Annotated in this window: 13 protein-coding genes and 2 tRNA genes; 9 read left to right on the top strand and 6 right to left on the bottom strand. The window is 42.0% G+C overall.

Annotated features, from left to right (window positions below):
- Positions 1 to 96: 96 nt before the first annotated feature.
- The gene (locus H6G75_RS17225) at positions 97 to 1185 is read right to left on the bottom strand and encodes a glycoside hydrolase family 3 protein (RefSeq protein WP_190981239.1); all 1089 of its coding nucleotides are present in this window, start codon (positions 1183 to 1185) and stop codon (positions 97 to 99) included.
- Between the two features lie 227 nt (positions 1186 to 1412).
- On the opposite strand from H6G75_RS17225, the gene pds reads away from it, so the two are divergent.
- The 4 genes from pds to H6G75_RS17205 all read left to right on the top strand — a co-directional run bounded on the left by pds (position 1413) and on the right by H6G75_RS17205 (position 5640).
- Positions 1413 to 2852 (top strand): 15-cis-phytoene desaturase, encoded by a 1440-nt coding sequence (pds, locus tag H6G75_RS17220; RefSeq protein ID WP_190981238.1) that lies wholly within the window; start codon positions 1413 to 1415, stop codon positions 2850 to 2852.
- Positions 2836 to 3768, top strand: a complete 933-nt coding sequence (gene crtB, locus H6G75_RS17215; protein WP_190981237.1) for a 15-cis-phytoene synthase CrtB — start codon at positions 2836 to 2838, stop codon at positions 3766 to 3768. The genes pds and crtB overlap by 17 nt, the downstream gene beginning before the upstream one ends.
- A gap of 275 nt (positions 3769 to 4043) precedes the next feature.
- Positions 4044 to 4135, top strand: a tRNA-Ser gene (locus H6G75_RS17210).
- A 194-nt stretch (positions 4136 to 4329) separates the two neighbouring features.
- Complete coding sequence (locus tag H6G75_RS17205) at positions 4330 to 5640, top strand: ABC transporter substrate-binding protein (RefSeq protein ID WP_190981236.1); 1311 nt, start codon at positions 4330 to 4332, stop codon at positions 5638 to 5640.
- A gap of 143 nt (positions 5641 to 5783) precedes the next feature.
- Here the strand turns inward: H6G75_RS17205 and H6G75_RS17200 are convergent, their stop codons facing one another.
- Together H6G75_RS17200 and H6G75_RS17195 are read right to left on the bottom strand one after the other, a co-directional pair.
- Positions 5784 to 6521, bottom strand: coding sequence for a hypothetical protein (locus tag H6G75_RS17200; protein WP_190981297.1), 738 nt, complete (start codon positions 6519 to 6521; stop codon positions 5784 to 5786).
- A 211-nt stretch (positions 6522 to 6732) separates the two neighbouring features.
- Positions 6733 to 7671 (bottom strand): serine hydrolase, encoded by a 939-nt coding sequence (locus tag H6G75_RS17195; protein ID WP_190981235.1) that lies wholly within the window; start codon positions 7669 to 7671, stop codon positions 6733 to 6735.
- Between the two features lie 6 nt (positions 7672 to 7677).
- On the opposite strand from H6G75_RS17195, the gene H6G75_RS17190 reads away from it, so the two are divergent.
- The 4 genes from H6G75_RS17190 to H6G75_RS17175 all read left to right on the top strand — a co-directional run bounded on the left by H6G75_RS17190 (position 7678) and on the right by H6G75_RS17175 (position 11552).
- Positions 7678 to 8400 (top strand): C40 family peptidase, encoded by a 723-nt coding sequence (locus tag H6G75_RS17190; RefSeq protein WP_190981234.1) that lies wholly within the window; start codon positions 7678 to 7680, stop codon positions 8398 to 8400.
- Positions 8397 to 9416 carry a glycosyltransferase family 2 protein gene (locus H6G75_RS17185; protein ID WP_190981233.1) on the top strand — a complete coding sequence of 340 codons (1020 nt, stop codon included), beginning with the start codon at positions 8397 to 8399 and terminating at the stop codon, positions 9414 to 9416. Before H6G75_RS17190 ends, H6G75_RS17185 begins: the two co-directional genes overlap by 4 nt.
- A 55-nt stretch (positions 9417 to 9471) precedes the next feature.
- Positions 9472 to 10041 carry a Uma2 family endonuclease gene (locus H6G75_RS17180; protein ID WP_190981232.1) on the top strand — a complete coding sequence of 190 codons (570 nt, stop codon included), beginning with the start codon at positions 9472 to 9474 and terminating at the stop codon, positions 10039 to 10041.
- Between the two features lie 269 nt (positions 10042 to 10310).
- On the top strand, positions 10311 to 11552 hold the full coding sequence (locus H6G75_RS17175; RefSeq protein WP_190981231.1) for an MFS transporter: 1242 nt from the start codon (positions 10311 to 10313) through the stop codon (positions 11550 to 11552).
- Positions 11553 to 11671: 119 nt separating this feature from the next.
- Here H6G75_RS17175 and H6G75_RS17170 read toward each other — a convergent pair whose 3' ends face one another.
- Both H6G75_RS17170 and H6G75_RS17165 read right to left on the bottom strand, forming a co-directional pair.
- Positions 11672 to 12421, bottom strand: a complete 750-nt coding sequence (locus H6G75_RS17170) for a sucrose-phosphate phosphatase (protein WP_190981230.1) — start codon at positions 12419 to 12421, stop codon at positions 11672 to 11674.
- Between the two features lie 406 nt (positions 12422 to 12827).
- Positions 12828 to 12901, bottom strand: a tRNA-Arg gene (locus H6G75_RS17165).
- A gap of 37 nt (positions 12902 to 12938) precedes the next feature.
- Between H6G75_RS17165 and moaC the strand changes: the two genes are divergently transcribed.
- Entirely contained in the window at positions 12939 to 13448 is a 510-nt protein-coding gene (gene moaC / locus H6G75_RS17160; RefSeq protein ID WP_190981229.1) for a cyclic pyranopterin monophosphate synthase MoaC, read from the top strand.
- Positions 13449 to 13567: 119 nt separating this feature from the next.
- Here moaC and H6G75_RS17155 read toward each other — a convergent pair whose 3' ends face one another.
- Complete coding sequence (locus tag H6G75_RS17155) at positions 13568 to 13765, bottom strand: DUF2795 domain-containing protein (RefSeq protein WP_190981228.1); 198 nt, start codon at positions 13763 to 13765, stop codon at positions 13568 to 13570.
- Positions 13766 to 14002: the final 237 nt, after the last annotated feature.

The raw sequence follows: 14002 nt of genomic DNA, 5'->3' as shown, positions 1-14002 counted from the left end.
ATCTCACGCAGAGGCAAGGCAGCGCGTTGGGCGGCTTTGCCGACTTGAAGCGACTGCCGCGCGGAGTCGCAGAGAGGATAAGAGTTTGAAATAGCTTTATTGGAAAGTACAAGCGATCGCTAATTCTGCGTGTCGTAGTAATGTAGCTTTATCCAAAGCATGAACAATATATTGTGGTGTTTGGGCTAATAAATTTTCAATTCTCTGTCTAGCGGCTGTTACTACCTCTTGCTGCAAGCTACCTTGACTGAGAGCATCAGCAAAATCTTTCGCCATATAATAAGTACGTTCCAAAGACGATGAATTGATATTCCGCGACAAAATAAACAAGTCACACCCAGCGTTAAAGGCGCGTGCGACAGTACCGCTTTGGGTAAACATATCGGAAATTGCTTTCATATCCAAATCATCAGATACGACAACACCCTCAAACCCTAGTTCTTCTCGTAAAATATTTTTCAGAATTGGTTGTGAGATAGTGCCTGGCACATCTGGGTCAATTTGAGGAAACAAGATATGAGTTGTCATAATTAAGGGAATTTGCGCTGCAATCAAAGCTTTGAAAGGTATCAGTTCCCGATCGCGCAAATCTTGTACAGTTAAATTCAGCACTGGTAACTCAACGTGAGAATCGGTGCTGGTGTCTCCATGTCCCGGAAAATGCTTGGCGCATCCTAAAATACCAGACTCTTGCAACCCTAGATAATATTCCAACGCATATTGGGCTGCGGTTTCTGGTGTATTGCCAAAAGCACGCGCCCCAATTACTGGGTTGAGAGGATTAGAATAAACATCGGCCACAGGCGACCAAGAGATATTAATTCCCAGTGATTTCAACTCTCTAGCTGTTGCTTTTGCTACTTCTCTAGCTTGCGATCGCAATAGCATTGCATAAGGAAATCGTGTAATAGGTAAAGGTGTGCGAACTACACGCCCACCTTCATGATCTAAACTCATGAACATCGAATCACGTTCCGCATATTCTCGAATTTGGTCGATGAGTTCTTGAAAACTTTCTAACCAAATCTCATAAGGAACGCCATCTATAAAGTTTTTCCCAAAAAATACGACTCCGACTGGTTTTAATTCACCCAGCGCCCGCTTATCATCATCACTCAATGTTGTGCCGGAAACCCCCAAAATTACGTGATTTCCAAATAGTTCTAGCTCTCGTGAGATTGACATAATTTTGTACCTGTTTTTCTAAATAAAATTTTGTATAAAAATCTACCTTTGCAATAAGGTGTTATACAAATTTTTCCTGTAATCTGTAACCTATAACCTATAACCTGTAACCTCTTAACAGAAGTTTTTTCCCAAGCAACCGCACAATTACTGCCAAATGTAACGGATTGCAACGTATAATGAGAACGACAAAACCATTAAGAAATATTGAACAACAGTAGGTTTAAATGCGAGTAGCGATCGCGGGTGCTGGTCTAGCAGGACTTTCCTGCGCGAAATATCTTGTAGACGCAGGTTACACCCCCATTGTCTTAGAGCGTCGGGACGTATTGGGTGGCCTAGTAGCGGCATGGAAAGACTCTGACGGCGACTGGTACGAAACCGGGTTACACGCCTTCTTTGGGGCATACCCCAATATGCTGCAATTGCTCAAGGAATTAGGCATTGAAGACCGCCTCCAATGGAAAGAACATACACTAATTTTTAATCAACCAGAAAAGCCCGGAACACTCTCACGGTTTGATGTTCCTGACATTCCATCTCCGTTTAACATCATTGCCTCGATTCTGCGTAACAACGATATGTTGACTTGGGAGCAGAAGATTAGGTTTGCTATTGGCCTGCTGCCAGCCATTGTCCGGGGTCAAAAGTATGTTGAGGAGATGGACAAGTACAGCTTTTCTGAATGGCTGAAAAGACAAGGCGTTGGTGAACGAGTAGCAAGTGACGTGTTTATTGCTGCTTCTAAAGCCCTCACCTTTATTAACCCTGATGAAGTTTCTTCAACAATTTTATTAACAGCCCTCAATCGCTTCCTGCAAGAGCGATACGGCTCCAAAATCGCCTTTTTAGATGGTTCGCCCACAGAAAGATTGTGTCAACCCATCGTTGATTACATTACCGAACGTGGTGGCCAAGTGCGGCTCAATGCCCCCCTCAAAGAAATTGTGCTGAACCCTGATGGCACAGTCAAAGAATTTTTGCTGCGTGGGTTAAATGGCGAACCTGATGAAGTGGTGACGGCAGACTTTTACGTATCAGCGATGTCAGTTGATCCGTTAAAAGTGATGTTGCCTGAACCTTGGCAGCAAATGGAATTCTTTCAAAAGCTAGAAGGCTTAGAAGGGGTGCCAGTAGTTAACCTTCATTTATGGTTTGATCGGAAATTAACAGACATTGATCACCTACTTTTCTCGCGATCGCCCCTCCTCAGCGTTTATGCTGATATGAGCAACACTTGTCGAGAATATGCTAACCCTGATCGCTCAATGCTGGAATTAGTTTTAGCTCCGGCAAAAGATTGGGTGAGCAAATCTGACGAGGAAATTGTGGCTGCAACTATGACCGAGTTGGAAAAACTCTTCCCCGATCACTTTGGGAAAGAAAATCCAGCCAAACTGTTGAAATCTCATGTAGTGAAAACGCCGCGTTCAGTTTACAAAGCGACTCCTGGTCGTCAACAGTACCGTCCGCCCCAAAAAACGCCCATCGCCAATTTCTTTCTGAGTGGGAGTTACACCATGCAACGCTACCTAGGCAGTATGGAAGGGGCCGTACTTTCTGGTAAGCTAACAGCGCAGGCGATTTGTGAATCGCTGCCAGAGGCCAGTGCCTCAAACTTACAAACGCTAACCCGACCGCCTGCAACGAATGCTGCAACTGCCTGATTCCCCCCCGCGCATGAAAACGCTGGTCTCTGTAGACGAGTCATATAAACTTTGTCGGCAACTTACAGCCAAGTATGCCAAAACCTTTTACCTTGGTACTTTGCTGATGAGTCCGGCAAAGCGTCAAGCCGTTTGGGCAATTTACGCTTGGTGTCGCCGTACAGACGAATTAGTAGATGGGCCTGCATCTGCCATCACCACGCCAGAAACCCTAGACCTATGGGAGCAGCAACTAGAATCGATTTTTGCAGGACACCCACAAGAAAATTACGATGTTGCTTTGGTGGATAGTTTACAAAAATTTCCCCTCGACATCCAGCCCTTTCGGGATATGATTGCTGGCCAGCGTATGGACTTATACCGCAGCCGCTACGAAACATTTGAGGAATTATACCTCTATTGTTATCGTGTGGCTGGGACTGTGGGGTTAATGTCAACAGCCATAATGGGTGTAGATACTGAAGCTAATACGGCACCTTGGAATCAGAAAAAACCACAGTATATTCCCACAGAAGAAGCGATCGCCCTCGGCATTGCCAATCAACTCACCAACATTCTGCGAGATGTGGGGGAAGATACCCGACGCGGACGCATATACATACCCCTAGAAGACTTAGCGCGATTTAACTACACCGAGCCAGAATTCTTTCAAGGTGTAGTCGATGACCGTTGGCGTGCCTTAATGCAATTTCAAATTGACCGGGCGAGGCAATTCTATACCAAAGCCGAAGAAGGTATTAGTCATCTGTCACCCGATGCTCGTTGGCCAGTGTGGGCAGCTTCCATGCTCTACGGGCAGATTTTAGATGCAATTGAACGCAATGATTATGATGTGTTCAGCCAACGGGCTTATGTGCCGCAATTGAAAAAATTCCGCACCTTACCCTTGGCTTGGATGCGATCGCAAGTACTATAAGTAATTGGCGTGAGTATTGATCGTTAAGGTAAGGCAGAAAGCAGAAGTTAAGAGGCTTTTAGTTTGGTTTCTTTCAGCCCTTCTATTCAATGGTTAATAGTTGTTTTTATGACTATTGACCATATACCTGTAGTTACATAAATTAAGACATTTTCAGAGCCTAAATATTAGGAAAAGTAATGTTTTTATCTCCTGCCTTCTGCCTCCTGGTCACTGCCTTCTAAAAATTGTTTGACTTTCCCAAAAAATCTGCTATCATAAATATTCGTGACCCTGGAGAGGTGGCTGAGTGGTCGAAAGCGGCAGATTGCTAATCTGTTGTACGGCAGGCAACTCCGTACCGAGGGTTCGAATCCCTCCCTCTCCGTTTTTCGGCAGTAAATTGCACTCAGTACTGCTAAGTATTAAACAAATATTAATATTAATGTCAGCATTAACACAGATACTCCTCATGGTAGATGTTATTATTTAACATTTGGAGTCTGTTAAGATTGAGCTATCTGAAACATAGTTTGAATCTGACTTTCAGGCTCCCGCATTTCAGAGGAGTGAAAGTAAATTATGCCAAGAATTACTACAGCCCTAGCCTTGAGTGTAGCTACCATAGCCACAGGCTTTTTGATGGCAGCTTGCGAAAATGCCAACACCAACAATAGCACTAGTACCACCAGCCCAACTGCTAACTCAACTACCACCAGCAGTACTGACGGGTTAAAAATTGGCACTCTATTACCAACAACAGGTGACTTAGCTTCTATTGGACAGCAGATGGTAGGTTCTGTACCATTGCTAGTTGATACAGTTAACGCCTGTGGCGGAGTCAATGGTAAAAACGTCACCCTCGTACAGGTAGACGACCAAACTGACCCCAAAGCTGGTGCGGCTGGGATGACCAAACTGGCAACACTAGATAAAGTTGCTGGTGTAGTTGGCTCCTTTGCTAGTAGTGTTTCCACAGCAGCAGTTTCCGTTGCTGTACCGAATAAAGTCATGATTATATCTCCTGGTAGCACCAGTCCCGTCTTTACGGATAAAGCGAAAAAAGGCGACTTTAAAGGTTTTTGGGCGCGGACTGCACCCCCCGATACTTACCAAGCATTAGCACTAGCACAATTAGCTAACAAAAAAGGTTTTAAACGCGTTTCTACAGTCGTGATTAACAACGATTACGGTGTGGGTTTTGAAAAAGCTTTTGTCGAAACTTTTGAAAAATTAGGCGGCACAGTAGTTAATAAAAATAACCCAGTTCGTTACGACCCCAAAGCCCAAACCTTTGATACTGAAGCAGCGGCGGCGTTTGCTGGTAAGCCAGATGCAGTAGTCGCTGTACTTTATGCAGAAACAGGTAGTCTGCTGTTAAAAGCAGCCTATCAACAAGGTTTGACCAAAGGCGTACAAATTCTGCTCACCGATGGCGTGAAATCACCTACCTTCCCTGAACAAGTGGGTAAAGGTAGCGATGGCAAATTTATCTTAACCGGGGCGTTAGGGACAGTACCGGGTTCTGATGGTAAAGCCTTAGAAGCATTCAACAAATTGTGGAAAGAGAAAAAAGGCGGTTCACCTGGAGAATATGCACCCCAAGCCTGGGATGCAGCTGCATTACTAGTCTTAGCAGCACAAGCCGCTAAAGAAAACACAGGTGTGGGCATTTCCAGTAAAATCCGAGAAGTTGCCGCTGGCTCTGGTACCGAAGTTACTGATGTTTGTGAAGGGTTAAAGCTACTCAAAGAAGGTAAAACAATCAACTACCAAGGTGCAAGCGGTAACGTAGATGTGGACGAAAACGGCGATGTTCTTGGTGTGTATGATGTTTGGACTGTAGGAGACAACGGCAAAATCACCGCCATTGATAAAGTTACACCTAAGTAGCAAAGTGCTGAGTGCTGAGTATAAAACCAGTAAATATAAGGCTCTGAGTCATTAACATTATCCTAAGCTCAGTGACTACGGCTATAAAAAGGCAAAAGAAAAAATTCTTTTGCCTTTTGCCTTTTTACTTTTAACTTCAGTAATCAGAAGCCGCTGAAATTGTAACCAACTCCTACCAACAAACCCACATCGGTTTGATCAAAAAATCCGGCGTTTACAGATGCTGTGGCTGTAAATTGGGCGTTTAGGGGTACATCAATACCGCCCGATACTAAGAAAGCAACTTGTGAATTATCACCAGTGTTAATAGCAGCACCAACTCCTACATAGGGAGCGATGGGTAAAGGCTCAGTAAATTCGTCTTGTTGCAGAGAAAAATCGTAGGTGACGGGAATCAAAATTGTGGTGTTGTTACCAAATACGGCTGAAGGTCTGATAGAAAAGGCATTTGTGATTCCAACCTTACTCAGAACGGCAAAGTTACCATCACCTAAAGATGTCTCACCCCCACTTAAGCCAATATTAGCGCCAACACCTATGTAACTTCTACCGCCACGAGTACGTCTACCGACATTTACAACATCTGATTGGGCAACTTCTGGAACACTTGAAGGTTGAGTAGTGGCTTCAACAGGTTGAGGAATCAAGGCTGTAGATGAGGTGGCGACTGTTCCCGGAATCGGTGTGAGGACGGGACTCGAAGATTCTTGAGTGTAAGTACTGGGAAATTGTTGGGATGAGGTAATAGAAGAATCCGTCAACTGCTGAGTATTTGCCGTGTCTACTGTCTGGGCATTAGCAGAAAAAATCCAACTCAAGACCGCAAAAGTAACTAACCCCGGTAATAAAACAACACTTTTACGCAGAAAAATAGTTTTCACATTCACTCCTAACAGAATATTGCCGTCAAAATCCTGAATTTTACGGTTATACTCCGCAAAATCCGGCAATGGCTAGACTTTAACGCACAAATTTATTTGCTACATCCTGAGAAGGACGTAGGTGATGAAAGTGAAATATGAAAAAATTAAGTTGTAGGAAGTGGGGAGTAGGGAAGAATGGTTGGGAATTGATTCAAGACTGCTAGAAACTTTAAAGATTGCTAATGGCTTCGGCAATGAGTTTTGAGACAAAGGGGAGAATTTCGCGGCTTTTGGCGTTGGCTTTACCTTCAGTAAACACCACTAGTAAATAAGGACGTTGATCAGGTATTTCGATATACGCTGCATCGTGACGAACCTGACTTGTCCAACCAGCTTTTGACCAAATTTGGGAATTTTGCGGTAAACCACTACCGATAAAGCCTGTGATTTGGTCTTCTTCAACATCTTTAGGTAAATCTTCGGGGTTGATACTGCGTTTGAGTAGATTCATCATGGCTTGCGATCGCCCACTCGCAACTGCGACCCCACCCACGATACTATGTAGTAAACGAGCGATCGCATGGGTAGTCAACATATTGCGATTATCAAACATCTCCCCATAAAAAGCCCGTTCCCGTCCATAAGGGCCATCACCCCAAGTTTTTTGACAAACATTTATCGTCTCCATTTCTTCCCAACCCAAAGATTGGTAGTAACGGTTAACAATATGGCGTTGTTGCTTCCAAGTTTCAAACGGCCCTGGTGGTAACTCTGGCCCCGAAGTGGTACCAGTCAAAATATCTACAACTAAACTTGTGGCATCATTACTAGAATCAATTATCATATCGCCCAAGGCTCGCTCCAATTCCTTCGAGGTTTGGATCATGCCTTTTTCTAACCATTCATTTACAGCTACCAAGTAAAATAACTTAACCACACTCGCGGGATAAATCCGTTCTACACCGCGATAAGTAAAACCACGGACTGGGTGATTCCAAAAGGCATCAGGAGTTAAAGCGCCACCAGTATTTACAGGTGCTGGTGGATCATAGACAATCCAAGTCAAAGCAATTTGATTTTGGGCTAATGTCGGAAATGTTGCCCAAGTTGCTTCTAAAATGCCATTACCCAAATTTTCTAGTTGTTCGTCTTTTCTAAAGAAAACCATCGAATAATGCTCTCTAATTCAGAATTCCAAATCCTCAATTTGACAGCCTCTGAATATCAATGTCTCGCTAACCTCAACTTATATGATTCTCCTGAGTGTCAACGTCTGGCAACTCAAGCTGCTGTTGGGCGACATTTACAGGTAACATCAAATCATCAAGGGCAAGCAGTAGAGGTGTATTTATGTGAGGATGATTATCCAGGCTGGGTGTCGTTGGCAGATTTGGGTTTATTACAACCTGCTACTGTACAGTATCAAGCTACAAGATGGGCGGAAACTGAAATTAAAAAATTACTTCCCCAAATTATTGCTTTTACCCAAAAAGCGATGGAGCAATCTAATGAGTATCTTTGGGGCGGGACAGTGGGGCCAAATTATGATTGTTCTGGTTTGATGCAGGCGGCGTTTGTCTCGGTGGGAATTTGGCTACCAAGAGACGCTTATCAGCAAGAAGCTTTTGTCCAACCAGTCAAGTTAACGGAATTAGAACCAGGGGATTTGGTATTTTTTGGTACTCCAGAAAAAGCCACCCATGTCGGACTTTATTTAGGTCATGGTGCTTATATTCATAGTTCAGGTAAAGCACAAGGACGTAATGGTATAGGTATTGATGTTCTCTCGGAACAGGGAGATGCGGTGAGTCGGTCATATTATCAGCAACTACGCGGTGCTGGCCGAGTTGTGCAAAGTTACGAACCACAAAGACACAGAGGACGCAGAGAGTTATGAGGAGTGGGTTGATTCCAGAAAGAATGAGTGAGGAAAATCAGGCGATTTCTGCAAATGTACCTGCGGTGTCGGTGGTGGTGCCGGTACGTGATGAGGTAGAGAGTTTACCACATTTAATCGAGGCGATCGCATCTATTTTATCTAATAGTCAAATTAGTTATGAAATCATCTGTGTTGATGATGGTTCTACAGATGGTTCGGCAGAATTTCTCAAACAACAAGCGCAAATTCGCAGTGATTTAAAGGCGGTAATTCTGCGGCGCAATTACGGACAAACCGCAGCGATGTCTGCCGGGTTTAACTATGCGGTGGGTAAAGCAATTGTCACTTTAGATGCTGACTTGCAAAATGATCCGGCTGATATCCCGATGTTATTGGCTAAGTTAGATGAAGGCTACGATTTAGTTAGTGGTTGGCGGCAAAAACGGCAAGATGGGGCAGTTAATCGCTTACTTCCTTCTAAAATTGCTAACTGGCTGATTCGTCGCACTACTAGCGTTTATATTCATGACTATGGCTGTTCCCTCAAAGCCTATCGCTCAGAATTGGTAGCAGATATGAATCTCTACGGGGAACTGCACCGATTTTTGCCAGCACTGGCATATATTGAAGGGGCAAGAATTACCGAAATGCCTGTACGTCACCACGCGAGGCGATTTGGTCGGAGTAAGTACGGTATCTCCAGGACTTTTCGCGTGTTGATGGATTTGTTAACTATTTTGTTTATGAAAAAGTTCCTCACCCGCCCAATGCACGTTTTTGGGTTATTGGGTTTGAGTTCAATGGTTTTGGGCGTGGGGATAGGAATGTATTTAACTTTTCTCAAGTTAGCAATGGGTGAAATGATTGGCAATCGCCCATTGTTGATTTTGGCAGTTTTGTTATTAGTAACTGGTGTGCAACTGTTTTGTTTTGGTCTGTTGGCAGAGTTACTGATGCGTACCTACCATGAATCTCAGGGAAGACCTATTTATCGAGTCAGAGAAGTAGTTGAAAATAAAAATAACCAAACTTGATTAATGGGTAATTAACATTAAGAGTAGGTTTTTCTGTTTTATCTTTTAACTGATTATGATAGCCTCACCCAACTACATTTCATCCGAAGAATATCTGCAAATGGAGGAAAAAAGCTCCATTAAACATGAATATATCGACGGCTACATTTACGCAATTGCTGGAGCTAGTGACCCTCATGTGACCATAGCAGGCAACCTGTTTGCTCTTGTGCGAAATCATGTGCGTGGTTCTGGTTGCCGGGTTTACATTGCTGATATGAAAGCTCGAATTGAATCTTTGAATCGATATTACTATCCTGATGTGATGGTAACTTGTGATTCAAGAGACCAAGAAACACCCGGACATAAAAGATTCCCCTGTTTGATTGTTGAAGTTTTATCTGACTCTACAGAAGCATTTGACAGGGGTGATAAATTCGCAGATTATCAAACCATAGAAACCTTAAAAGAATACGTTTTAATTAATACAAAACGCCAACGAGTTGAGTGTTTTCGGTTGAATGATGATGGTTTTTGGGTTCTACAAACATACACTTCCCAAGAACAAACTGTTCAACTCAAGAGTATTAATTTTGAGGCAACAATTACAGAACTTTACGAAGATGTCGTGTTTGAAGAACGCTGAGTAAAATTAACGCTACAATTATTTTCTTTATAGAAGAAATCATCTAAAAAACATGATTTGGTGTTGGTGGAAGACACGATATAGATTTACTGTTTTGTCTTCACTATCTCTATATGTGCCTTCACCCAACCTACTTGCTTCTGCATTAATACTCCCACGTTTGTATTAATGTGCTTTGATACCTACTCAAATACGGGAAGTGTTGGCGAAAAATTTTAACTTACGTAAAAATATTAGAACAATGATAGTTAGCGTTCTTTGCATCTCCCTTGAAAGCTTTTAATACATTTAATGCCGAACTCCGGCGAAACCTGCTGATTTTGTTTACGGCAGGTTTGTTATTCTGGTCAAGCACTGCTGCTTTTTTACCGACGCTACCGCTATACATTCAAGATGTGGGTGGTAGTAAGCAAGAAATTGGCATAGTTATGGGTAGCTTTGCCATTGGGTTATTGCTGTTTCGTCCAATGCTGGGAAAACTAGCCGACCAGCGTGGACGTAAACTGGTTTTATTGATTGGACTCACAGTAGCAGCGATCGCACCTTTTGGTTATTTAGCCTTTACGTCGATTCCTATATTATTCTTCCTGCGGATTTTTCATGGCATTAGCATTGCAGCATTTACCACGGGTTACAGTGCTTTGGTAGCTGATTTAGCACCCGTGGCAATTCGTGGTGAAATTATTAGTTATATGAGTTTAACCGCACCCGTTGGTTTAGCCATTGGGCCAGCACTGGGAGGATATTTACAAGACAGTTTTGGCTACTCACCTTTATTTTTGTTTACCGCCGCAGTCGCTGTAATTGGACTGTTGTGTGCATCACAAGTTATCAATCCACCCGTCATCACACAACCACAATCAGAACGCCAACACATTGATTTTTGGCAAATTTTGGTTAGTCCCAGGGTAAGAGTTCCCGCGTTGGTGATGTTACTGGTGGGTAGTTCTGTTGGTGCGGTGCATGTCTTTGTATCGTTATTTATTAAATCTACTGAAGTAAATTTTAATGGCGGCTGGTTTTTCACAGTTGCGGCCATTTCTAGTTTTGCAATCAGGGTGTTTGCAGGTAAAGCCAGCGATCGCTTCGGTCGCGGTTTGTTTATTACCTTTGGGATTGCAGCTTACAGCTTGGCTTGTGCATTACTATGGCAAGCTAACAGCACCAATGCTTTTCTAATCTCTGCGATCGCCGAAGGTTGCGGTGGTGGTACGATGATTTCAATGATCGTCACGATGATGGCAGACCGTTCACTACCCCAAGAACGAGGGCAAGTTTTTGCCATTTGTATGGCTGGATTTGACTTAGGAATTGCGATCGCTGCTCCGATTTTTGGCTATGTCAGTGAGTTTGTCGGCTATCGTAATATGTTTGGTTATAGTGCAGCACTCACCTTTTTAGCACTACTAATTTTCCTCACCTTATCCAACAAAAATCTCACTAGTTCCTTACGCTTTGCTCTTGGCCGCGGTGAAGATGCCTTTTCGTTGAATAATGTTGACGTGAGTTAAATGTTTGTCGCTGAAAAGTTTTGAAGTTTAGAGAAGCAAAATTTTGCTTCTCTACAAATCTCTAAAAAATTAAAATTCAGACATCATTGCCAAAATCAGTTTTTTCATTCTTCAGTTAATCACTCCAGAAATCCAAAATGCTGCAATCCTTCTGCAATACCACTGGCAAACTTGGCTGTTGCTAAATAACGATTTTGATTTGGGTTAGCCTTATGCCAATCTAGAAGTTCCTGTTTGGCATTACCGACAATAATACCTTTCTCTTTCCTGTTAGCAAACAAAGCAATATCGTTACCCGAATCTCCACAAGCAACGGTTTTTGCTACATCTATTTCTAAATGTTGTCGTACAAAGGTCATTGCCATACCTTTATTTGCATGACGTGGCAAAATATCTACATCTTGTCCACCGCTATAAATAACTTGAATATCTAATCCTTGCTCTAACAAAGCACGTTCTAACTCTGGTACGATTTTTCCAGCTATTTTTTCATCCAAAAAATAGCTAACTTTAAAATCTCTTTGTTCACTTTCTGGTTGAGGTTTCAATTCAGTAAAATTTGCAGATATTGTTTTTACTAAATTTCTATCCCAAGCTTGAGACAGTTTATCAGACCATCTGGCATCTGGGTCTTGACTACCATTGATATAAATTTCTGTCCCTACAGAACAAACAAGTATATCTGGCGCTAATAGGGTTTTTTCTGCTGCAAGTTTTTGATAAAGAAAAGGTGAGCGACCAGTTGAATAAACAATTTTAGTACCGTGTTGCTGACGATGCAATTCTAGCTGCTGATTTAGTTTTGCCATTGCATCGTCATCACCTACAAGTGTATAGTCCAGATCCGTGATAAAAAGAAACTGTTTCACACTATGCCTCTTGAAATATTAACTATATGATGAAATCTTTATAAAGAATATTTATATAAATAAAAAAAGTAAGTACCAATTTTTTTGGCATTAGTGATTTAATTTTTCGATAAATTTGGTTTTCAGGGGGTAAGCATTAGGCGTATTTTTTTGCTTTGCCTAAGTTTAAATTCTATTGTAAAATCAAAAATTTTAATTTTTATTAAACACGATAAATAATATCACAACTTGAGTTTTTGGTATACATCTCTATTGAATAGACCGCATTCTTATTAGAATTCATTAATATTATTCCACTATTTTGCAGATATACCTTATCTCTTAAGGCATAATAAATTATGAATTAAAAAAAGCAAAAGGCAATAGAATATAATCTTTTTGCCTTTTGCTCTTTTACTTTATTTAACGGGCGAGGAGGGATTCGAACCCCCGACACCGTGGTCCGTAGCCACGTGCTCTAGTCCACTGAGCTACACGCCCCTGCCAGAAAAATATATTAGCACCATCTTCCCTAACAATGCAAGACAATTCTCAAAAAAATTTTTCTGCCGAGTTAAGTCATCTAGATTCCCAAGGACAAGCACAGATGGTAGATGTTTCTGGCAAAGCGTCTACAGTCCGCCAAGCTGTTGCCGTTGCCAAGGTGCGGATGCTGCGAGAAACGTTCAATGCCATTCAGGAGGGTAATACGCCTAAAGGCGATGTGTTAGCCACGGCGCGGATAGCTGGGATTATGGCTGCCAAACAAACATCGAATTTAATTCCCTTGTGTCATCCCCTGCCATTGCAGAAGGTGACTGTGGAAATTACCCCCGATTCTCAATTACCTGGTTATCACATCCAAGCTACGGTTAGAACCAAAGCGGAAACTGGTGTGGAGATGGAAGCTTTAACGGCTGTGTCTGTTGCGGCGTTGACTTTATACGATATGGCGAAAGCTTTAGAAAAGTCGATTCAAATTGAGTCAATTTATTTAATTAGTAAAAGTGGTGGGAAATCTGGAGATTATTCTGCATCGGAACTATAAATTAGAGAGATTTTGCGTTATGGCTGTCTTTAGTCAGTTGTTCTTAGTCATTTGTAATTACACAGAATAAATCACTAATGACAGCCAAAAAAGTCTTGCACAAATCATTGAATACTAGTCTATTCAATCTCACCTATGGCTTTATTGACATCGGTGGGATTTTCAAACTCTTCATTATCTGGCAGTTGTTCTAATAATGATAGAACTTTGCGATCTGCTCCTTGCTTTTGAGCATGTTGAACTAATTCTTGCTTACTTGCCGGATAATCCATTCCCTTTAAGTGTTTTTGAATTTCTACTGGGTTTGCCTTAGCCATTGCTGCCACCTACCTACATTTTATGGTTATTACCATATTCACCACTTGATTTATTGGCTTCCTCTATCAAATAGGAGAATGATTGCTGACACAAATAAATTCAGATGTCACCCAAATGGTTGATGTATTACTGATAATATTGGATATTTGGACTTTAAGATATTTATTGGATTTATAAATAAAAATTTGCAAATATAATATTAAATAATTTTGTTTTTGTGAACTATAAAATTCCTA

Source organism: Nostoc sp. FACHB-280, assembly GCF_014697615.1.
In the GTDB taxonomy this organism is placed as follows: domain Bacteria; phylum Cyanobacteriota; class Cyanobacteriia; order Cyanobacteriales; family Nostocaceae; genus Nostoc_B.
The sequence above is the reverse complement of the archived record's forward strand: the minus strand, read 5'-3'. Positions and strand labels throughout refer to the sequence as shown.